This is a genomic window from Hymenobacter guriensis, from assembly GCF_015773195.1.
In the GTDB taxonomy this organism is placed as follows: Bacteria; Bacteroidota; Bacteroidia; order Cytophagales; family Hymenobacteraceae; genus Hymenobacter; species Hymenobacter guriensis.
In genome coordinates this window covers 1-21,583 of record NZ_JADWYK010000017.1, presented here as the reverse complement: position 1 = coordinate 21,583, position 21,583 = coordinate 1, and the positions used below count along the sequence as shown (strand labels likewise).

The window sequence follows — 21,583 nt, the reverse complement described above, 5'->3', positions numbered from 1 at the left end:
AAGGAGGGGCCGGTTAGTTGTTGGAGCGCGTGCTCAGGTTCACGTTCAGCGTGTTGCCGTTCACCGATTGGTTGTACTCGTAGATGCTGGGAACAGCCGGAATGCCCGAGAGCTTGTAGTCATAGCCCGTGGGCGAATCGAAGGCGCCAATGTCCACGCCGCCTTCGCCGGTACCGATGCCGGGGCCACCCGCCTTCAGTTTAAACCAAGCATCGTACTGCGTGCCCGAGCCCCAGGCCAGAATAGAGGTGTAGGCTACGTTGGCGGTGTTGTTGCTCTGGGTCCCGCTGGCAGGCAAGGAAGCCTGCGCCAGCTTGTTGTAACTCCAGGTGGTGTTGCCGGTAGGCGTGAATGAGACGCCGAAGTAATTATTTTTCACCGTGAAGCCATCAAACGAAGCGCTGTTGCCCATCACTACGTTGTTGTTGAACTCGCCCTTGGTAGCGCTGTTGCTCAACCCCACGTAGTAAGTGAAGATGTTGTTGGTAACCAGCAGATCGTTCGCGGTATACCCATAGGTGGTGATGTAGTAGATATAGTTCTGCCGCACCACGCACTGGTTGCTCTCGCCGTAGTAGCCCACGTAGAGGTAGTCGATTTTATTGCGGCTGATGGTCACGTTGTTGGCCCGCAGGTAGGCATTGGAAATAGTGAGGCCCGAAACCGATGAGCCCGCGCTGCCCGTGTAGAAATCAACGGAAGAAACGGTGGCGGGGATTGGGCTGGCCTGCAGCCCCGTGTTCATATCCAGAAAATAGCCGGGCCCCACAATGGTAAGCTTCTTGGAACAGGTAAGGCTACCGTAGCTGGTAGTGGAGGGCTCCACCTGAATAATATCATTAGCGGCGGCAGCATCGTGCGCCGCCTGAATAGTGCTGTAGATATTGGTACCGGTGATGCCGTTGTTGTTTACGCGGCGAATAGTCTGGGCGAAGGCACCCGACGCAGCCAGAAGAGTGCTCAGGCCCAACAGCAGAAAAGCGTACAGTTTTTTCATGGTCGTAAAAGAGGAAATGAAAGGTGTGTAGAAAGACAGCGGCTGGGCGCTAGGCGCGGCGCTTTTTCAGGCGGGCCACGCCCAGGCCTACGCCGGCGGCCAGCAGCAGCGAAGCGCCGCCGTCAATGGGCACGGCCGTGGGGCTGGCTGGGGCCGGGCCGCCTTCGTCGTCGGGGTTCTGGGCCAGGGCAAGGCCGGGGAGCAGGGCCAGGCCCACAAGAAGCAGGGCGCGGCGTAGCAGGTGGGAAGTGTGGGGCAGCAGGTGCATAGAAAAACAGCGAAAAAGTGAGTTGTAGACAGCTTGCTTGAGGCAGGTTGATCAGCGCGTTGACCGACACTTTGCCGGGGGTAAAAGTGGGCATTCCGCCCCCCCGTGCGCAATCCGGGCCATGCGGCATTTTGCCCTACCCCCCACCCCGTAGCCTCTCTCCGTACCAGCACGGAGAAGCCGGACCAGCCACTCCCCAAAGAGCAGCCAGTCCGGCTTCGTGCCGTTGTTTTTCAGATGGTTACTTGCTCTCTACCAGCGCCAGGCCAGCTGGGCCCCGGTGTAGTAGCTGCGGCCCGGCGCGGGCTGAAAATACCGGTTGCCAAACGCATTCAGGTCGTTGCCCAGGCTGTAGCGCCGGTTGGTGGCGTTGTCGATTCCCGCGTACACGTCGGCCTCCAGGTGGCCTGGCAGCGGGCGGCGCCACCCACCCCGCGTCCCAAACGTCCAGTAGCCGGATGCGTAGGTTGTGTTGGCATCATTGAGCGGGAGGCGGGCTTGGTGGCTGAGCGTGGGGCTGAGATAAAAGCCCATGCGTTCCGAGAAGTCGAGGCCGGCCGTGAGCGTGTGGGGCGCGGCCCCGGTGAGGCGGTTGCCGCTGAAGTCGTTGCCGCCCGACTCGTACTGCCCGAAGCGGTAGTGGTTGTAGGCATAGCTGGCCCAAGCGCGCAGGCCATATTGGTAAGAATTCTGCTGATGACTACCGCCCCGGAAATATTGGTTCCGCACAAGCCGCTCACGCCACAGCCAGCCGCTGAGGGCTGCCTCTACCCCGCGCTGCCGGGTGCGGCCGGTGTTGTAGAACAGCTGCACGCCCTGCGCGGTGGAGCGCGTCACAATGGTCTGGCGCAGCTGGAAATCGTAAGCCGCTACATCAAACGACAGACGTTTCTGAAACAGCTGCCCGCGCGCACCCACCTCGTAGCTGGTGCCCCGCTCGGCCTGCAGGGCCTGGTTCAGGGAGCCGTCCGAAGGCCGGATTTCCTCTTCCGTGGGCGGCGAAAAGCCCGCACTCGCGCTGGCGTACACAGAAACGAGCGGCGTCAGTTCCTTCAGCAAAGCCAGGCGCGGCGACACTTCGGGTCGGAAACTCCGGGTAAGCTGGTACTCCTCCTGCGTGCGGGCGCGGCCCGAGAGGCGGCCAAGGCGGTAGCGCAGGCGGTTGTAGCTGGCAGCGGCCGTCAGTAGGAAGCCGGCAGGCAGCTCCCAATCTGCCTGGGCGAAGAGGAAGCCGGTGCTGGTCCGAATTTCGTCGTCGTAGCGCAGGGTGTCAGGCTGGCCGCCGCGGTTGCGGTAGTTGCGGGAGCTTTCAAAGGAGGTCTGCCCCTCGGCACCCGCCGCGAGGCGCAGCACGCGGCCCGCCAGCCGGGTGCGGTAGCTCAGGGCCGTACGCCCGCCCCCGCCCACCTGCGTGTTGCGCTCATAATCGACCAGAAAGGGTGTGCGGATAGCGCTGCCGCTGCCGTAGAGCGTACTCGTAAGCGTGAGCTGCTCGCTGAAGCGGTACTCGTAGGTACCACCCAGCAGGGCCGTGCGCGAGGCATAAAAGGCATTCTGCTCCACGGTGCCGGGTGCGGTGGGCGTGGCGGGTCGGGCCTGCCGGGGGTTGGCCTCAAACTGCGCCCGGGTGAGCGAGCCGGGCAGCTGGTAGTTGATATCGGAATACAGCAGGTGTGCCGAAACCGTTTGGCGGGCGTCGGGGCGCCACGTCCCGTCCAGGGTCAGCACGTCGCGGCGCAGGGCGCTGTGCTGGCGGTAGCCGTCCAGGGTCTGGCGGACGTACTGGGCGCGCAGGCTGTGCGCGGAGTCGGCCGTTTCGAGAGCTACCGTGGCCCGGCGCAGCCCGAAGGAGCCCACCGTGAAGCCCGCCTCGGCGCGGGTGGTGCCGGGCGTGGGCTGGCGGGTGGAAAACAGCGCTACGCCGCCGGTGCCGGCCCCGTACACCGAGCCGGCCGGCCCTTTTATTACTTCAACCCGGCCCAGCGTGCCCACGTCGAGCAGGTTGAGCGGGGTGCTGCCGCTGGCTTCGGTGAAGGGCAGGCCGTTGTAGTACACCTTCACGTTGCGCACCCCAAACGGGGAGCGGAGCGTGCTGCCCCGCACGCTCAGGCGGTAGCTGGCCGTGGCCCGCTCCTCCAGCCGCACGCCGGGCAGCGTGTTCACGGCCTGGGTGAGGTTGGCCGGACTAAACCGGGTAACAGTAGCGGCATCGACCACACCCACGGCGGCGGCGGTGCGGCGCAGGGGCAGCTGCTGGCCGTAGCCCGTCACGGTGGCTTCGGGCAGGCGCACGGTGCGGAGGGTATCGGGAGGCGTTTGGGCGCGCAGCAGCAGGGGCAAGAGCAGCAACGGCAGGCAGACGTAGCGTAAAAGCATTCGGCGAAATCAGTGTAGACTCCCGAACGCGGAAGCCGGCCCGGGGGTTGGCCTGGCCCGCCGCTACGCCCCTCGCGACGGTTGCAGGTAGCGGTAGAGCTGGCTGGCGGCGGCTTCCAGCAGCGGCAGGTCGGTAGTGCGCTCCTGGCAGCGCTCCGTATCGTAGTGGCAGAGGGTGCCGAAGGGCCGGCCCTGGGCGTCGCGGATCAGCACCCCGCAGTAGGAGACAACGGGCGTCTCAATCAGGCCCCGCACGGCGGCATCGGTGGTGGCATCCAGCACCTCCAGGGGAACCTGCTGTTTGCCAACCAGTGAGCAAAAGGTAACCGACAGCGGCACGGCCCCCACCTGCTTGGGGGTGGGCTGATATCGGTCGTACAAGGCCTCGTTGCGCAGCAGCTCGGCATCGAAGCGGTAGATGCCGGTGTAGCGGTGCGGGGTGCGGCGGTTGAGAAACTCCAGGGCCGCGTGCAGGCCGTCCTGGCCCAGCACGCGGGCAAACGCGTCTATGTCGCGCAGCATGGCGGCATCGGGGGTAGGGCGAAGACTGGTCATATAGAAAGCTACGGGCGAGGGCAAACGAAAAAGGCGACGTGGCCGGACAGCTAGCCGGGCGCCGGTCAGCGCCCGCAAGATACTGCCTGGCCCCACCTTAACCGCCCCGACGCCCAGAAGTTGGCCGCGCCTCCCCGCTCGCATACGAAAACCAGTTGGGCGAACGTATCTTACCCGGGCGCTTTCTATCAGGCGCTGCTATCAGCTATGATAACTGCTTTTCACTACTCCCGCCGCCACCGGCGCCGCCTGTTCTTCCCGCCAGGGCTGCTAGCCCTGGCGTGGCTGCTGTGGCTGGGATGTGTAATGCTGCCAAGAATCTATGTGCACAAACAACCGGAAATACTGTTGCCTATTTTCCCTATTTTCAAAACTACTCCGCTGCGCTATGAATATGGTTCGCCACCTTATTTCCCTGTTTACAGCTCAGAAGTGCAACTCGAGAACTTTCGACAGTGGCAAACCTTCACGCTCGTCGGAAATCTGTGGGCCGATTATCTTACCCTGCGTCAGATCCAGGAAGCCAGCTATTATTTAAGAACAACCCGAAAAAAATACGGATACCGCGTGTACTTCTCCCCAATGGCTACTTACGGCAGTTTTATTCGGGTTATAAACCAGCTTGATGAATACCAAATATTCAGACTCTGGATTGACTGGACCCATAAACCCGAGGCCATTTATGTCTTTCCCAATGGTCGTTCTCCTACTGATCTGGACGTAGTACCCGTTTTTCAGCGCTATAGGCGTCGTTTGATTATATACCCAGGGAATGCCCTTAGGCGAAGCTCGCGAGGCTGGATAACTTCAACTGACTCTTCTCCGCTCCTCCACGCTCCTTGGCGCGCCTCTACCTTGCTCCTGTTGCTGATGGCCCTGCTGGGTTCCTGGAAGCTGCGACGGCTAAACGTGCTATAAATATGTTCGCTATGCTATACCAGCTACGCTTCCCTCGCCGCCACCGGCGCCGCCTGTTCTTCCCGCCAGGGCTGCTAGCCCTGGCGTGGCTGCTGTGGCTGGGGTGCGGGGTGGTGCTAGCACGTATAGATTCCTCAGAGCGCGTTACTCAATTGACTATACCGCTTTCCGCCTGCAATTCCTCGGCACCAGAGTCCCACACAAGTTTCGACTGCTCATGTTACTCTGATAAGGCAGTAGCCCGGATGCTGCCGTGGCAGACGTTTCAGCTTTCGGGAAATACTTTTGCCGATTACCCTTTGCTGCGAAGGATAGAAGCGGAGTACCCATTGCTCAAAACCTCCTTCGACGATGCACTTTGCTTGCGTATTCAACTACATAAAAGCACCGGCTACGCTACGCTATTTCGTCTGCTTGATCATTTGCAGCAGCACAACCTGCGCAATTACTGGCTCGACTTACGGCAGGATACCATTACTACGCTGTACATCGTCGGCAACAAATATTCCTTCCGTATGCCTTGCGCATTGGCTACCTCAGCCAGGCTCCCGGCTGGGGTACCCCGCTGATAATTTTTCCAGGCTTTTACCTTTCCTTAAGTAGAAATACGCTGCTACTAGCCCTGATACGCGGCGACTACCCGGCTCGCCACGCCCCGGCAACTGGCTCCCAGGCGGCGGCCCCGGCTCCCCGGGTTCCATCCATCCCGCCCGAACCGCCCACTACCTCGCCCAACGCTCCGGCTTTAGTAGCTGGAGCGGCCCGCTCAGCGCCCGAAGCACCGCCTACCACGACCGAAACAGCATGATTAGCTAAGGAAAGACCTTCGGAAGCTAACGAAAGACTTTCGGGAGCTAAGAAAAGACCTTCGGTTGCTGTAGGCGGAGCTTCCGTTGCGAAGGAAGGACCTTCAGGTGCTGTGGATGGAGCTTCGGTTGCTAAGGAAAGACCTTCGGTTGCTGTGGAAAGACCTTCGGGTACCAGGGGTGAGGATTCGGGTGGCGTGGGCGGTCATGCGTTGCCAGGCGCTGCATACCGTTAGGCAGCTACGCGGCCCCGCAACCCCAGGCCCGCATCGGCAGTTGAAGAAGGCTCCTCAGCTCTTCAACCATGTATCTACTCCGACCTTCTTTCCTGGCCCTGGGTCTGCTTTCCGCTTCCGCCGCCCTGGCCCAGAACGACTACCAGCAAAGCGTGAAAGACGGCTACGCCGTGAACGTGTTCAAGCCCCAGCAGGTAGAGGCCACCGACGCCCGCGTAAGCCAATTGAAAGCTCCAGCTGGCTTCACGGTAAGCAAGTTTGCCGAGAAAACCGGTAACCCGCGCATGCTCACGGTAGCCCCCAATGGCGACGTGTATTTCTCCGACCGCACCAAGGGCACCATCACCCTGCTGCGCGACACGAACAAGGACGGCAAGGCCGACGTGACGCGCGAAGTAGCCCGCCGCCCCGATCTGCACGGGCTGGCTTTGCAGGGCGGCAAGCTCTACCTCACCACCATCCGGGAGCTGCTGGTGGCCGACATCAAGGCCGACGGCTCCCTGGGCGAGCTGAAAACCGTGTACAATGACCTGCCCGACGCCGGCCAGCACCCCAACCGTACCCTGCACTTCGGGCCCGATGGCAAGCTCTACCTCTCGGTGGGTAGCACCTGCAACGCCTGCGACGAGCGCAACAAGGAAAACGCCACCCTCCTGCAAATCAACACCGATGGCTCGGGCCGCCGCGTGGTGGCCAAGGGCCTGCGCAACACCATCGGCTTTGGCTGGCACCCCGCCACCAAGGCGCTCTGGGGCTTCGACCACGGCATCGACTGGCTGGGCGACGAGGACCAGCGCGAGGAGCTCAACGAAATCAGGGAAGGCGCCGACTACGGCTGGCCCTACGTGTACGCCGACGGCAAAATCCCGCCCCACCCCCAGCCCGCCGACGAAACGCCCGAGCAGTACGCGGCCCACACCGTGAAGCCCGTGCAGCTCTACGCCGCTCACGCCGCTCCGCTGGACATGGTATTCTACACCGGCAGCCAGTTCCCCAAGGAGTACCAGCGCGACGCCTTTGTGACCATGCACGGCTCCTGGAACCGCGCCCAGCCCAGCGGCTACCGCGTGGTGCGGGTGCGCTACAACGAGCAGGGCCAGGCCACCGGCATCGAGGACTTCCTAACCGGCTTTTTGGTAGATAACAACAAGGCCCATTTCGGCCGGGTGTGCGGCATCACCCAGCATACCGACGGCTCCCTGCTCATCACCGACGACGCCAACGGCGTGATTTACCGGGTGGCCTACGCGGCAGGTGGTAAGGACGCCAAGCCGGGCAAGAAGAAGGGGTAGCAGTTACTGTTAATGTCTGCTATCCTGAGCGAAGCGAAAGCCTTATCACGGTTTAACTAGATATGTCTAAAAAGTCCATTCCCCTTGATATTGGTCATGCTGAGCTTGTCGAAGCATCTCTACCGCTTCGTTGGACTACTACTTCAGCGAAGCGGTAGAGATGCTTCGGCTGCGCTCAGCATGACCGTTCTTGATTTTTGCAGACAGCGCCTGATTGTACCAACGTGGAAAGGTCCTACTCTGCGTTCAGGGTGACAGACAACCAGAATCGCTAAAGCGCAGCTGGCTACCTTACGGGCTAATTCCTGGCTATGCCCAAACTCTTTCGCAACCTCACGTTTCAGGTACTCACCGCCATTGCGCTGGGCATAGCGGTAGGGGCGCTTTTCCCGGCCGTGGGCGCTGCCCTCAAGCCCCTCGGCGACGTCTTCATCGGCCTCATCAAGATGCTGATTGCGCCCATCATCTTCCTGACGGTGGTGCTGGGCATCGGCTCCATGGGCAGCCTGAAGAAAGTGGGGCGTGTGGGCGGCAAGGCCCTGCTGTACTTTGAGCTGATAACTACGTTTGCCCTCATCATTGGAGTGGCCGCCGCCAACCTAGCCCGGCCGGGCGCGGGCATTGATACCCGGGGCGTGGCCGCCAAGGCCGCCGAAACCCAGCAGTACGCCGACAAAGCCGCCCACATGGACTGGGTGGCCTTTTTCACCCATATCATCCCCGAAAGCTTCGTGGGGGCCTTTGCCCAGGGCGACGTGCTGCAGGTACTGCTGGCGGCCGTGCTGTTTGGGCTGGCCCTCACCCGCGTAGCCCCGGCCGTAAGCCAGCCGCTCATCAGCACCTTTGAAAAACTCAGTCACGTGTTTTTCGCGGTCTTGGGCATGGTGATGAAGCTGGCGCCGCTGGGCGCGTTCGGGGGCATGGCCTTCACCATTGGCAAGTACGGCCTCCATACGCTGCTGCCGCTGGGCAAGCTCATGCTCACGGTATACGGCACCATGACCTTGTTCATTTTTGGGGTGCTGGGCGCGGTGGCGCGCTACTACCGGTTCAGCCTGTGGCGGCTGCTGGGCTTTATCAAAGAAGAGCTGCTGATTGTGCTGGGCACGTCGTCATCGGAGTCGGCGCTGCCGCGGCTGATGGACAAGCTGGAGGCCTTTGGCTGCGCCCGGCCGGTGGTGGGGCTGGTGGTGCCCACAGGCTACTCCTTCAACCTCGATGGCACCACCATTTACCTGAGCATTGCCAGTATTTTCCTGGCGCAGGCGTTTGGCGTGCCGCTCACGCTGGGCCAGCAACTCACCATCATCGGTATTTTGATGCTCACGAGCAAAGGTGCGGCAGGCGTCACGGGATCAGGCTTTATCGTGCTGGCTTCCACGCTGGCGGCTACCAAAGTCATTCCCGTAGAAGGCATGGCCCTGCTGCTGGGCGTAGACCGGTTTATGAGCGAAGCCCGGGCTATTACCAACATCATCGGCAACGCGGTGGCTACCGTCGTCATTGCCAAGAGCGAAGGGGCGTTCGACGAGGAAAAAAACCGGGCGGCGCTTAGTGGTGACAGGTGATGAGGTGACAGGTGTCATTGCGAGCGTAGCGAAGCAATCTGTCCTTTTCAAAACCAGCCGCATTCTACCACCAGCAAGTCCTTACTGGTTGCGCACAGGCAAGAGCTTGTCACGTTTCAGGGTTTAGAGCGTTGCCCAAGACGGATTGCTTCGCTTTGCTCGCAATGACACATTCAGCCCCTGGTAGCACATTACCCACATTCCACCACATTAGCACATTAACCGCCGTGCCGGCCCTCTCCCCCGACCTTCGCAAAGCCCTTTTCAGCCTACCCCAGAAAGAAAAAGACCAGCTGCTGGCCCGCCTCGTGGCCCAGGATGCCGTGCTGACGGAGCAGCTCAGCTTCCGGCTGCTGGAAGGCGACGATGCCCTGGAACAGCGCCGCCTCCGCCTGCGCCAGCAGGTAGATGACCCCGTGCGCGGCTACCACCAAACCCCCAACGACCTGCTCCACATCGTGCGCCAGCTGCAGCAGCGGCTCACCTACCACACCAAAATCACCGATGACCTGCAGGGTGAAATTGAGCTGACGGTGCGCCTGCTTGGCAACGTATTCCGCCACCAGCCCGAAGCTACCGGTCGTCTGCACGGCCCCACCCAGCCCCTGCTCCAGCACCTGGCCCGCCGCACCCACGAGGTATTGCTCCAGGCCCGTAAGCTGCACGAAGACTACCACGTGGAGCTGCAGCCCGCCATAAACGAAGTGCTTGGGCAGCTCTACCAGTCGGCCGCCGCCCCGCTGGCCCGGGAGCTGGGCGTGCCTTTGCAGTGGTGAAATAGGGAGTTGATGTTCAAACCGCTCATTTGGCGCAAACGGCGCGGATAGAATATCAACTCCCTATTTCACTATCTCACCATTTCGCCTTTATTCAACCGTGCGGAAGGCGACGGGCAGGGTGTAGAGCACGCGCACGGGCTGGCCCTGGATGCGGCCGGGCGTCCACCAGGGCATGATGCGCACCAGGCGGAGGGCTTCCTGATCGAGGCCGTGGCCCAGCCCTTTCACCACTTCCGCGTCGCGGATGCGGCCCTGCTCATCCACCACGAAGCGCACGTACACCTTGCCCGAAACGTTCTGCTGAAGCGCCTCGGCGGGGTACTGCACCTTCTCGCGCATGAACAGCAGGAGGGCTTTGTCGCCCCCTTTGAAGGCGGGCATCTCTTCGGCCAGGGCATACACTTTCACCTTGGTAGCCGGCACTGCGGCGCCCATGCTTTGGCCGGCGGCCGGCTCTACCAGCGCAATGGAAGCGGAAGGCTGGGCCCGGGCGGCGAAACCGGCAAAACTGAGCAGGAACATGGGTAGCAGCTGTTTCATGAAAAGCAGAATAAGCGGGCAGACATTGTTCGTGGGCAAAAGTATACGCCGCCATAAGGCAGCGCTTCACGGCGGCGTTATGGTTGTGTTGCGGTTGTGTTGGTAATATTGAAGTATCCTTTCCGGGCAAAAAGCAGTAGTTTATGTATCCAGCTTTTCCACCCGCGGCGCCGGTCCGCTCAACTGCTTTACTCTATGTCGCATACTCCCTCCCCCCAGCACATGCGCGTACCGGAAAACCTCTCCGACGCCCATCTGCGCCAGGCGCTGACCGAACTCGACGAGAAAATCAAGACCCTGCGCAACCGTGCCCACACCACCACCGCCAACTCCTCGCACACCTACCACGAGCACATAGCCGCCCTGGAAGTAAAGCGCGCCAAGCTGCTGGAGCGCCTCGGCCCCGCCGATGCCGCTTCCGGCACCGACCAGCCTGACCAGGCCAACCGCTCTACCTGGGAGGAAATCTGGCAGGGAGTGGAGAACCTGCGCAACGACCTGCGCAACCTCATCTAACGACGGAACCACGGATTCGCGCGGATTGGTCGGATTTCACGGATTTTGTAGACGATTCTTTAGCAACAAAAAGCCTCGCAGTGTGCGAGGCTTTTTTATTCTTGCCTGTGGCCTGGCTGAAAACCGCGCCATCTACGAAATCCGCGTAATCCGAAAAATCCGCGCGAATCCGTGGTTCCGTTCGCCCGGGTTTTATGGCCACTCGGCGGTTGGATTTACCGTTCGCGGAAAAGTAGTTTCAGGCAGGTAAGGTCAGGGCTAGATTTGAGGCATCCAACCGCCACAACCTAACTTTCTTTCCTATGAAACTTGTCTCTTCCCTCCGCCCCTTCTGCGCTGCCCTGCTGCTGGCCGCAACCGTGGTTGCTGCTCCTATTGCCGCTTCGGCCGCTGGCTTCGCAACAGAAAATGCGCCTACGGCCGATAACCCGGCCGCTCACCCCAACTTTACGGTGCGCGTGGTAGGCAAAGGTCAGCCTATGCTCCTGATTCCGGGCCTGACCTGCCCCGGCGCGGTGTGGGACGAAACCGTGGCCCACTACCAGAAGCAGTACCAGTGCCACATCATTTCACTGGCGGGCTTTGGCGGCACGGCGGCTCCGGCCAGCACCGACCACCTGCTGCAAAACGTGCGCGACCAGCTGCTGGCCTACATCCAAACGCAGAAACTCAGCAAGCCCACCATTGTCGGGCACAGCCTGGGCGGGTTCATGGCCCTCTGGATGAGCAGCACCCGCCCGGAAGCTGTCGGCCCCCTGGTCATTGTCGATTCGCTGCCGTTCATTGGTGCCGTGCAAAACCCTGCCGCCACAGTAGACATGGTGCGCCCCATGGCCGAGGGCATGCGCCAGCAGATGAGCAAGAGCAAAGCCACCCCTGCCCAGCAGCGTCAGACGGTGTCCTCCCTGGTGACGGACACGGCCCGCATTACGCAGGTTACGCGCTGGGGCCTGGCCTCCGACCCCGCCACCGTGGCCCAGGCCATGTACGACATGTATACCACCGACCTGCGCCCCGAAGTGGCGCGCGTGCAGCAGCCGGTGCTGGTACTGGGAGCCTGGGCTGCCTACCAGGCCTATGGCTCGACCAAGGAAAGCACGCGCGCCGTTTTCGAGCAGCAGTACGCCCAGCTGCCCCGGCACCGCGTGGAAATGTCGGAAGCCGGCAAGCACTTCCTGATGTACGACGACACCCAGTGGTTTTTCCAGCAAGCCGATGCATTTCTACGGGAGCAGGCCGTAGCAAAAAAGTAAGCCGTTTCTTGTAGACTGCAGCCCCCAACAACTGACCGGAGCAGGAAAGGCAAGCTTTTCTGCTCCGCTTTGGGTTTCACCTTTAGTTTTGCGCTATGTTCTCTTACACTGCGGTGCCCCCGCCGGGTCGTTTGTACTGGCGCCTGCAGGCCTTAGGCTGGGGCTTGTACATGTTGCTGAACCTGGCCATGTTCAGCTTGAACGTACCCCTCACCGGCAAGCTGGTGCTGATGCAGCTGGCTATTGTGGGGCCGCTGGTGCTCATCAGCCACGGACTGCGCTACCACCTGCGGGCCAGCGGCTGGGTGAAGCTGGCCCCGGTACCGCTGCTGAGCCGCCTGCTGGTGCTCAATGTGCTGCTGTCGGTGCTCAGTCAGGTCATTATCTGGTCCATTGTCTACTTCCTGATCCGGCCCGATGCTGATGGCCGGCCCCACGGCTGGGGGCAGTTTGTGTTCTACGTGTTCAACGTAAACTTTCTGCTGTGGCTGTGGGAAGGGTTTTACTTTGGCTGGCACTACCTCACCAGCTTCCGGCAGGCCGAGGTGGATAAGTGGAAGCTGGCCGCCGCCGTGCAGGAAGCCGAAATGCGCACCCTCAAAGCCCAGATCAACCCGCACTTCATGTTCAATGGCCTCAACAACATCCGCGCCCTGGTGATGGAAGACCCCGGCCGCGCCCGCGACATGATTACCCATCTTTCAGATTTGCTGCGCTACTCCATCCAGCTCAACAGCGCCGAGCAGGTGCCGCTGGGCCGGGAGCTGGAAATTGTGGAGCACTACCTGCAGCTGGAGGCCATGCAGCTGGAAGAGCGCCTGCACTACACCCTGGATGTGGACCCGGCCGCCCTGCATGTGCCCATCCCGCCCATGACGCTGCAGCTGCTGGTGGAAAACGCCATCAAGCACGGGGTGGCGCCCCGGCCGGCCGGGGGCTTCGTGCAGCTTACGGCCCAGCTCAACGACTCCGGTACCCTGCATGTGCGCGTGCGCAACACCGGCCGCTATGAGCCCCAGCCAGACCACCCGGGCGTGGGCGTGCGCAATGCCCGGGAGCGGCTGGCTTTGCTATTTGGCCCCGCCGCCCAGCTCACTATCCAGAACGACCCAGCCCAGCCCGATACCGTGGTGGCCTGCCTGCAGCTGCCGGTAAACGCGCCGCCTGCTGCTCCGGGTGGCCCCCTATCTATTCCCCGCACTGCCCTTGTATGAAAGCGCTGTTAGTTGATGATTCCCGCCTGGCCCGCACCGAGCTGCGCCACCTGCTGGGCGCTTTTCCCGAAGTGCAGATCGTGGGCGAGGCCCGCCACGCCGGGGAGGCCCGCACCTTGCTGCTGCAAACGCCGCCGGATGTCCTGTTTCTGGATATCCATATGCCCGGCGAAACGGGATTTGAGCTGCTGGCGTCGCTGGAAACGGCGCCCCACGTCATCTTCACCACAGCCTACGACGAGTACGCGCTGCGGGCTTTCGAGGTGAATGCCTTAGACTACCTGCTCAAGCCCATCCAGGAAAACCGGCTGGCCGCGGCTCTGGCCAAGGCACGGGCGAAGATGACTGGTCCCGCAGCAGCTGCCGCGCCTGCTGCGCCCGCCCCGGAGGAGCCGGCGTTGTCCCCGCTCACGGAGCAGGACCAGGTGTTTGTGAAGGACGGGGAGCGGTGCTGGTTTGTGCGCCTGGCCGACATTCGCCTGTTCGAAATCAATGGCAGCTACACCCAAATCTACTTCGACCAGCACCGCCCCCTCATTCCACGCACTCTGCAGCACCTGGAGCAGCGCCTCGACCCGCGCGTGTTCTTCCGCGCCAACCGCCAGCAGATCATCAACCTGAAGTGGGTGGAACGCATTGAGCCCTGGTTTAGCAACTCCCTGAAAATCCGGCTGCGCGGCGGCCCGGAAGTGGAAGTGTCCCGGCAGCAGTCAGTGCGCTTCCGGGAGATGCTGAGTCTGTAAGATTTCTGTATCTTTTCCGCCCCTTCGGCAGTACACGGCTCTAAAAGCCAGCCTTACCCTTGCTGGCGCGTTTTTTGTACTGCTTCCCCTTATGAAACTGCTTCTACCTTTCCTCGGCTGTCTGCTTCTGGTGGCTTCCTGTTCTCAGGACCGCGAAGCCCTACACACTCCTAAAGCACGCTCTGCTTCCTCTTTCAAAACGGAAAAGAGCAACCCGCACAACAAGAAGGCTCAGCGCAAGCCCGGCGAATCGAACATTGGCCTGGGTATTGACCTGAACGCCCGCAATCCCAATAAATTTCGCACCGTCAAGCGGCCGAAAAACCCATAGCACTCTTGCTGGTCGAAGCCTGCTTTACGACGAAGTCCTGCCTTGGTACTATGGTACTGAGGCAGGATTTTTTTACACCCAATGCGTTGGCACTTCTCAGGCGCTAACTCACTTAACGCGAGGCCGAAACAAATCAACCTCCGGGCAGGCTGTTTCAACGAAAATCCCGTATAGCACCGCAGTACGTGCCGTTCTTGGAGCGTACATCTCCCTTCTTCCGAACCCACCCCCTGCTATGCTCCAACGGTTACTTGCCTTTTGGTTATGGGTATGCGCGGCCAGCTGTCTGCTGGCCGGCCCGGCCACAGCCCAGACTGCTCCTTCTACCCTTCCTGGCCTGCTGGTTTTCCGCCTGAAGCCGGGCGCTGCCACCTTGCCCGCAGCCCGCCGGCTTTCCGGTCCGGCCTGGCAAAAAGCCCTCCGCCAGGTTGGCGCCACCAACGTTGCCCAGAAGTTTCCGCAGGCACAGGCCCCCCTGGCCCGCAAAAAGCAGGTCGTGGATTTGCGGCTGGTGTATCAGGCCCAGTATCCGGCCCACCTGCCCTTTGCTAAAGCCCGGGCCTTGCTGCTGCAAACGGGCTTGGTGGAGTACGTAGAACCCTTATACCAGCGCGAGCCGCTCTACCAGCCCAACGACCCCTCGGCCGATTCTACCCGCGTCAAAAGCGTGCAGTATTATCTTAAAAACGTGCGGGCCTACCGCGCCTGGGATATCTCTAAGGGCGACACCAACATCGTTATCGGGGTACTGGACACGGGCACGCGGTTCACGCATCAGGACCTGAAAGACCAGGAAAAGCGCAACTACCGCGACCCGGTGGATGGCATCGACAATGATGAGGATGGCTACGTAGATAACTTCCGAGGCTGGGACATGGCCGATAACGACAACGACCCCACCGCCGACGCGGCCTACCTGGGCACGGCCCGCGGCCACGGCATCACAGTCACGGGTGTGGCCGCCGCTCGCACCGACAACGGCAAAGGCGTTGCCGGGGCCGGCTTCAACTGCAAGTACCTGCCCATCAAAATCTACCCCAGCACGCCTGCCGGCGTGTTTGCCGGCTACGAGGCCATTGTGTATGCCGCCGACCACGGCTGCCAGGTCATCAACCTTTCCTGGGGCGGCGTGGGCGGCAAGTCCCAGTACGAGCAGGACATCATCAACTACGCAGTGCTCAACCACGATGTGGTAATAGTGGCGGCGGCCGGCAACACCAACGCCGAGCTGGATTTCTACCCCGCCAGCTACGAGCACGTGCTGTCGGTGGCGGCGCTGGAGCCCAACAACCAAAAAGGAAAGACCAATACGTACAGCTACCACGTCGATATTTCGGCCCCCGGTCAGCAGATGCTAACCACCGGCTCTGCTCACGACAGCGCCTACTCTACGGTAGGGGGCTCGTCGTTGGCCTCGCCGCTGGTCGCCGGGGCCGTGGCGCTGGTACGCGCCCAATACCCCGACTATTCGGCCGAGCAGGTGATGGCGCGGGTACGTCAGACGGCCGATTCGCTGTACACCATCACGGGCAATGCGGCCTACCGGCATAAGCTGGGCACGGGCCGCCTGAACATGCACCGGGCCCTGGCCGAGCCGACGCTGTACGCCGTACAGCTCACCAACGTGCGCTACGAGCCCGTGCCCAGCTTTCAGCCCGGTGACACCACCCTCATTGTGGCCGAGCTGCAGAACCTGCTGGCGCCGGTTTCCAACGTGCGCATTTCGCTTACCACTGCTTCTCCCTACGTGCGGATAGTGCGCGGCTCGGTGCCGCTGGGCGACATGCTCACGCTGAGCGAAGCGGCCAACGCGCTGGAACCGTTTACGGTGCTGGTGGCGGAGGATGCGCCCTTGGCCACCACGGCTATCCTGCGCTTTCACTTTGAGGCGGACAACGGCTATAGCTCCGACCAGTTTGTGCCGGTATTGCTGAACCCGGGCTTTATCACGCTCACGGCCGGCAACCTGCACGTGTCCGTCACCAGCCAGGGCAATATCGGCTACGACGCTATCAACCCGGCCGTGGGCGAGGGCGTAAGCTACCGCAATGGCCCTTCGCTCTTATCCATTGGCGGCCTGCTGGTAGCTACCTCGCCGGAGCGCGTATCGGATCGGCTCCTGAACGAGGCCAAAAGCGTTGACAAGGACTTTATGAGCGTTAGCCCACTGCACTTCGTAGGAGCGGCACGGGGCGCCGACCAGGAAATCATGAGCCGTTTTCGGGATACGCTTTCCGACAGTACCGTGGGTGTGAGCGTTCGGCAGCGTGGGTTTGCCTGGGCTGATGAGCGGCGGCGCAACTACGTGGTAGTGGAATATACCCTTACCAATACGACTGCCGACACGCTTCGCCCCCTGTACGTCGGATTGTACATGGACTGGGACCTGCCGCTGGCCAACAACCGCAACGCCGCCGGCTGGGACGCGGGGCGGCAGCTTGGGTACGTGTACGACCAGCTGGCCCCTACCCTGCACGCGGGCGTGCAGCTCCTGCATGGCGGCCCGGTTTCCACCTACGCCATCAACAACAGTGCCCCGGAAGGTGCCCCCGTGCGGCTGGCCGACGGCTTCAGCAATGCCGAGAAATACCTGATGCTGAGCAGCGGCACGGCGGTAAATACCATCAACGAGCAACCCGCTGGCGCCGATGTTTCCCACGTGGTGGGCGCTGAGCTGCCCGCGCTGGCGCCCGGCGACTCCACGCGGGTGGCTTTTGCCATTCTGGGAGCCGGCTCCCTGGACAGCCTGCAGGCCGCCGCCGACGTGGCGCGGCTAGAGTACGACAAAACGGTTACGCCCGTGCGCTCAACTGCGGCAGTGGTACAATGGCAGGTGTACCCCAACCCGGCCGCTGGCAGCCTGGTTGTGGAAATACCTGCCTCCTTTGCAGCACGGCAGCTCACGCTCCTGGATGCCCTGGGCCGCCCCGTGCGCACCTGGGCCTGGAACGGCCAGCCGCGCCAGCGTTTGGCGCTACCCGCCGCAGCCGGCCTCTATATGCTTCGGCTGGAAGGCAAAGGCGGCGTACTCACGCGCAAGGTGCTCATCCGTCCCTGATGAGTTCTATGCCGGTGGCCGGTTGAAATCAACCCGCAGGATGACCACTATACTGCATCTGCCTGCCTAAAACTCCAGGATAAAACCGATAGTGGGCGTTACGGTCGGGTCGTTGTCCTGCAACAGGATGGGCAGGGCGTTGCTACCATCGGGCCGAATGGACTGGCCGTCGGTGGTCTGGAAGCCGCTGTTATCGGCGGTGCGCTGGAAGGTGTAGCTGGGCGTGCCGGGGTTGGCAATCAGGAAGGCGTTCTGCACGTCCACAAACAGGTCGATGCTGGTGCGGCGCCAGTTGAACTTCTTGTCGAGGCGGAAGTCGAACTGCTGAAAATTGCCCAGGCGAACGGTGTTCAGACGGGAGTAGTCGAGCACGCCCCGGCCCACGGCCAGGTAGCTGGCCTGGGAGGCTTCCAGGTCGAACGGCGTGTAGGGCGAGCCGCCCGCAAACCGGTACTTAAAGCCCATTTCCCAGCCCTTGCTGAACTTGCGCCCCAGCAGGGCCGAAGCCAAAAACCGCGAGTCCCAGGCCGTGGGCCGGAAATGCCCATTAACCCCCGAAAACTCCGAGCGGAAAGCCGTGAACGAGGCCACCGCAAAGATTTTGCGCGTCAGCTTCTGCTGAAAAAACAGCTCAGCGCCATAGGCCCGGCCCAGGCCCGTGCTTTGCACGGCCTCGTTGCCGAGGGCCGCAAAGTCGCCGCCCAGGTTGGCCAGCGAAATACCGTCGCGCACCGACACCGGGTAGTGGCTGTATTTCTTGTAGAAGCCTTCGAGCGTGAAGCGCGTAGTGGCGGCGGGCAGAAATTCCAGCCCTGCCACGTAATGGTCGGAGCGGATATAGCGGGCTTTCTGGTTGACGGCTCGGTCGGCCTCATCCCGAAACCCCAGGATGGTGGACGGCGGAATCTTGTAGTAGCGTCCCACCGAGGCATTCAGGTTCCAGCGCTGGGCCAGGGCGTAGGAGGCCGACACCCGCGGCGACAAGGTGCGCAGCAGGTTGGCACCACCGTCGGTGAAAGAGTTACCATCGGCCCGCAAACCGGCCGAAAGCGTCAGCCGGTCGTCGGGAAGCAGGGTGCGCGTGAGCTGCCCGAAGGCGCCAAAGCGGGCAAAGTCAATAGCCGTCTGGAAACTTACATTCACCTGCGGCGACATCAGGTTGCCCTGGGCATCGCGCACTTCGCTGCGTACGCGGTTGAAAAAGCGGCTGTCGTACTGCACGTACTGGCCTACCACGCCGTAGGCATACTGCCAGCGGCCCACCGACTTGTTTACATCGACGCGCAGCTTGTTTTCTGTTTCGCCGGAGCGCGTGAGCAGCACCCGGTCGGCTTCCTCGGTGGTAGTGCGGTCCTCAAACTGGTCGAGCTTGTTGTCGAGTTGGGTGCGGCTCAGGGCCACATTCAGGTAGCCACCGGGCAGCAGCTGGCGCAAAGCCAGGCCCACGGTGTAGTTCCACTGGTCGATGGTGGGCGTAGAGCGCAGGGTGTATTCTTTGTCGGGGCTGGTCTTGCGGGGCACGGCCAGCTCGAAGTGGTCGATGGCGCCCAGCCCCAGAGACGTAAGCGTGGTTTTGGGCGAGAGTTTGGTGGTGACCTTGTACTGAAAATCCCAGTAGTTGGGCCGGATGGGCAAGTCAATGGCCTTGAACAACAGCTGCAGGTAAGAGCGCCGGGCTGAGGCCAGAAACGTGGTATTTTTAGCCAGCGGCCCTTCCAGCGTGCCCGCCACCTCGGTGCCGCTCAGGCGCACGTTGCCCTGCACCCGGTCGGGGTTGCCGTCGCGCTGCCGGAACTGCAGCACCGACGACAGGGCGTTGTCGTAGCGGGCCTCAAACGCTGAGGAGCTGAGGGTCACGTCCTCAATAAACGACACGTTCAGAATGCCCGTGGGCCCGCCGCCCGAGCCCTGGGTCTGAAAGTGGTTGATGACGGGCACCTCAATGCCGTCGAGGTAATAGACGTTTTCGTTGGGTGCCCCGCCGCGGATGATGATGTCGTTGCGGAAGCCGGAGGTGCCGCCCGTGCCGCCCCCGCCCACGCCCGGCAGCGTCTGAATAACCTTCGAGATGTCGAAGTTGCCGCCGGGGTTGCTCTTGATTTCCTCGGTGTTGATGCGCTGCACGGAAAGCGGCGTTTCGGCCGTGGCCACCCGAATGGCCCGGCTGCCCACTACCTGCACCTCGCCCAACTGCTGGCTGCTGCCGGACAGCTCCAGGTTGATGATGGCCGCGTTGCCGGAGGTAATAACCACGTTGGCGCGCAACAACGGCTCGTAGCCCACCAATGTTGCCCGCACGTTGTAGCTGCCTGTCGGAATTTCACTGAGCCGGTACCGACCTTCCGCGTCGCTGGAAACGCCTAAGCTCGTGCCTTCCAGCACAATGGTAGCCCCCGGAATAGTCTCCTGGGTTTTCCGGTCACGCACCACGCCGGTCAGAATACCCGTCGACTGTCCCAGCCCGTTGAAGCTGATCAGCAGGAAAAGCACTAAGTAAAGGAGTTTCATATGGGTTGATCTAAGCCAGGCCGTTTACTATTTAATCATGCAAACATGTTCATGTCTTGTATGTTTTAGTATCATTTACTGCCGCTTCAGTTGCTGCCTTATTTTTGTGTAATGAATTATGCCTTCTTTCGTCAGCTGCTGAATCTGGCGGAAACCTTCGAAGCTCAACACCCTGCCGCCGGGCAGCCCGATGCTATGGCCGCCTTTGCCAGCTGGCTACACGCCCGTACGGCTCCGGCGCCCGATACGGCCCCGGTAACCCGGTCGGCGGCCAAGCCCGGCGAGTTCGATGAGTCCGTTATCGGCAAGCTTATCACGTTTATGTACCGCTATGCCCGCTCCTATCTGCGGCTGGCGCTAGCAGGCTCCCCACTCATTACGTCCGACGATTTCACGTACCTGGTGACGGTGTATGGGCACCAGCCTATAAGCAAGACGGAGGTTATCGAGCGCAACATTCACGAGAAGCCCACGGGCACCGAAATCATTAAGCGCCTGCTTAAGCAGGGCTTTATTGCCGAGCAAGGCCACCAGACGGACCGCCGCCGTAAGCTCCTGACCCTTACCGAAAGCGGCCGGGAGGTGCTGTTCGGGCTCTTCGGCCGGATGAGCCAGGTAGCGTACATGATTGCCGGCAACCTGGAGCCGGCGGAGCGGCGCCAGCTTCTGTACCTGCTGCTCAAACTCGACCACTTTCACCACGCCATCTTCGCCCACGACCGTTCCCGCACCTTCGAAGAGCTGCTCCGGAGTCGCTTTCCCGATTTGCCGGCAGCGGGCCACCCACCCGGGCAGTAACGCTATGAGCTGGTTATCAGAACATGATGCGGATTTATCAGGCTCCTGTACTACCCCAAACGGAGGCCAGACTATTAAATTCAAGCGCAAACTAGTAGCCCGAAGGCTGCTAGCTTGCGCCATTTACCAGTTGGCACTACGCAGCTTTTCGGGCTGCACTACCCGGATAAACTTGCTGGTCAGCTCCACGATGCCGGCCTGGCGAAACTCGCTCAGGGTGCGGCTGAGCGACTCGGGCGCCGTGCCCACCAGCGCGGCCATATCGTCGCGGGAGATATGGATGTGCGGGGCTGCAGGCGTCAGCTCACACTCTCTCTGATACAGCCGCAACAGCATATTGCCTACGCGCCGGCGCAGGGAATTGTAGGCCATGTCCAGCAGCAGCACTTCCTGCTCGCGCACCCGGCCGGCCAGCAGGCGCACAAACTGCTGACTTACCTCGGGGTTACGCAGCAGGAGTTGGGTGAAGTCGTCGGCCGGGATGTAGCGTAGCACCGAATTCTCCGTAGCCGCGGCCGAGTCGGAGTGAGCGGTGCCTTCGAGCAGGGCTTTGTAGCCGAAAAACTCGCCGGCCTGGTAGAGCCCCGTAATCAACTCCTTGCCCGCGGTGGTGATTTTACTGGTTTTCACCTGGCCGGCCTGCACAAAGTAAATCCGCGCAGCCACGTCGCCTTCGTCATACACCACCTGCTTGCGGGCCACGGCGTGGGGGCGCCGGTCCTCGGAAAGACTTTGCAGGGAACTTACCTGGCGGGCATCGTCCAGAAAGTCGTTTAAACCGTCCTGTTGCAGGTCGTAGTCGGGCCTGAGGTGCTGAAACCGGTTGA

At 61.7% G+C, this 21,583-nt stretch carries 18 protein-coding genes; 11 read left to right on the top strand and 7 right to left on the bottom strand.

Annotated elements, in window-relative coordinates; genetic code table 11:
* Nucleotides 1-13: 13 nt before the first annotated feature.
* From I5L79_RS20165 to I5L79_RS20150, 4 genes are all read right to left on the bottom strand, one after another.
* Nucleotides 14-997: a right-handed parallel beta-helix repeat-containing protein gene (locus tag I5L79_RS20165; protein ID WP_196956887.1), complete on the bottom strand. Its 984-nt coding sequence runs from the start codon at nt 995-997 to the stop codon at nt 14-16.
* Nucleotides 998-1,046: 49 nt separating this feature from the next.
* Nucleotides 1,047-1,265 (bottom strand): PID-CTERM protein-sorting domain-containing protein, encoded by a 219-nt coding sequence (locus I5L79_RS20160; RefSeq protein WP_196956886.1) that lies wholly within the window; start codon nt 1,263-1,265, stop codon nt 1,047-1,049.
* Nucleotides 1,266-1,517: 252 nt separating this feature from the next.
* Nucleotides 1,518-3,641, bottom strand: coding sequence for a TonB-dependent receptor family protein (locus I5L79_RS20155; protein ID WP_196956885.1), 2,124 nt, complete (start codon nt 3,639-3,641; stop codon nt 1,518-1,520).
* 63 nt (nt 3,642-3,704) lie between these two features.
* Entirely contained in the window at nt 3,705-4,196 is a 492-nt protein-coding gene (locus I5L79_RS20150; RefSeq protein WP_196956884.1) for a GAF domain-containing protein, read from the bottom strand.
* 207 nt (nt 4,197-4,403) lie between these two features.
* Here I5L79_RS20150 and I5L79_RS20145 point away from each other — a divergent pair, with 207 nt between their 5' ends.
* The 4 genes from I5L79_RS20145 (at nt 4,404) to I5L79_RS20130 (ending at nt 9,792) form a co-directional block, all read left to right on the top strand.
* On the top strand, nt 4,404-5,114 hold the full coding sequence (locus I5L79_RS20145) for a hypothetical protein (protein ID WP_196956883.1): 711 nt from the start codon (nt 4,404-4,406) through the stop codon (nt 5,112-5,114).
* 1,110 nt (nt 5,115-6,224) lie between these two features.
* Nucleotides 6,225-7,448 carry a PQQ-dependent sugar dehydrogenase gene (locus I5L79_RS20140; RefSeq protein ID WP_196956882.1) on the top strand — a complete coding sequence of 408 codons (1,224 nt, stop codon included), beginning with the start codon at nt 6,225-6,227 and terminating at the stop codon, nt 7,446-7,448.
* 311 nt (nt 7,449-7,759) lie between these two features.
* Nucleotides 7,760-9,016 (top strand): dicarboxylate/amino acid:cation symporter, encoded by a 1,257-nt coding sequence (locus tag I5L79_RS20135; RefSeq protein WP_196956881.1) that lies wholly within the window; start codon nt 7,760-7,762, stop codon nt 9,014-9,016.
* A 227-nt stretch (nt 9,017-9,243) separates the two neighbouring features.
* Nucleotides 9,244-9,792: a hypothetical protein gene (locus I5L79_RS20130; protein ID WP_196956880.1), complete on the top strand. Its 549-nt coding sequence runs from the start codon at nt 9,244-9,246 to the stop codon at nt 9,790-9,792.
* 90 nt (nt 9,793-9,882) lie between these two features.
* Here the strand turns inward: I5L79_RS20130 and I5L79_RS20125 are convergent, their stop codons facing one another.
* On the bottom strand, nt 9,883-10,335 hold the full coding sequence (locus I5L79_RS20125) for an energy transducer TonB (RefSeq protein WP_196956879.1): 453 nt from the start codon (nt 10,333-10,335) through the stop codon (nt 9,883-9,885).
* A gap of 195 nt (nt 10,336-10,530) precedes the next feature.
* On the opposite strand from I5L79_RS20125, the gene I5L79_RS20120 reads away from it, so the two are divergent.
* The 6 genes from I5L79_RS20120 to I5L79_RS20095 all read left to right on the top strand — a co-directional run bounded on the left by I5L79_RS20120 (nt 10,531) and on the right by I5L79_RS20095 (nt 17,450).
* Nucleotides 10,531-10,851: a hypothetical protein gene (locus I5L79_RS20120; protein WP_196956878.1), complete on the top strand. Its 321-nt coding sequence runs from the start codon at nt 10,531-10,533 to the stop codon at nt 10,849-10,851.
* A 302-nt stretch (nt 10,852-11,153) separates the two neighbouring features.
* Nucleotides 11,154-12,104, top strand: coding sequence for an alpha/beta fold hydrolase (locus I5L79_RS20115; protein ID WP_196956877.1), 951 nt, complete (start codon nt 11,154-11,156; stop codon nt 12,102-12,104).
* Nucleotides 12,105-12,199: 95 nt separating this feature from the next.
* On the top strand, nt 12,200-13,318 hold the full coding sequence (locus I5L79_RS20110) for a sensor histidine kinase (protein WP_196956876.1): 1,119 nt from the start codon (nt 12,200-12,202) through the stop codon (nt 13,316-13,318).
* The gene (locus I5L79_RS20105) at nt 13,315-14,061 is read left to right on the top strand and encodes a LytR/AlgR family response regulator transcription factor (protein ID WP_196956875.1); all 747 of its coding nucleotides are present in this window, start codon (nt 13,315-13,317) and stop codon (nt 14,059-14,061) included. The genes I5L79_RS20110 and I5L79_RS20105 overlap by 4 nt, the downstream gene beginning before the upstream one ends.
* A gap of 91 nt (nt 14,062-14,152) precedes the next feature.
* Nucleotides 14,153-14,392 carry a hypothetical protein gene (locus tag I5L79_RS20100; RefSeq protein WP_196956874.1) on the top strand — a complete coding sequence of 80 codons (240 nt, stop codon included), beginning with the start codon at nt 14,153-14,155 and terminating at the stop codon, nt 14,390-14,392.
* Nucleotides 14,393-14,627: 235 nt separating this feature from the next.
* Nucleotides 14,628-17,450 carry a S8 family peptidase gene (locus I5L79_RS20095; RefSeq protein WP_196956873.1) on the top strand — a complete coding sequence of 941 codons (2,823 nt, stop codon included), beginning with the start codon at nt 14,628-14,630 and terminating at the stop codon, nt 17,448-17,450.
* Between the two features lie 66 nt (nt 17,451-17,516).
* On the opposite strand, the gene I5L79_RS20090 is transcribed toward I5L79_RS20095, so the two are convergent.
* Complete coding sequence (locus tag I5L79_RS20090; protein ID WP_196956872.1) at nt 17,517-19,958, bottom strand: TonB-dependent receptor; 2,442 nt, start codon at nt 19,956-19,958, stop codon at nt 17,517-17,519.
* Nucleotides 19,959-20,069: 111 nt separating this feature from the next.
* Between I5L79_RS20090 and I5L79_RS20085 the strand changes: the two genes are divergently transcribed.
* Nucleotides 20,070-20,756, top strand: coding sequence for a MarR family winged helix-turn-helix transcriptional regulator (locus tag I5L79_RS20085; RefSeq protein ID WP_196956871.1), 687 nt, complete (start codon nt 20,070-20,072; stop codon nt 20,754-20,756).
* Nucleotides 20,757-20,879: 123 nt separating this feature from the next.
* Here I5L79_RS20085 and I5L79_RS20080 read toward each other — a convergent pair.
* Nucleotides 20,880-21,583: Crp/Fnr family transcriptional regulator (locus I5L79_RS20080; protein WP_196956870.1), on the bottom strand; the 704-nt coding region annotated here is incomplete at its 5' end.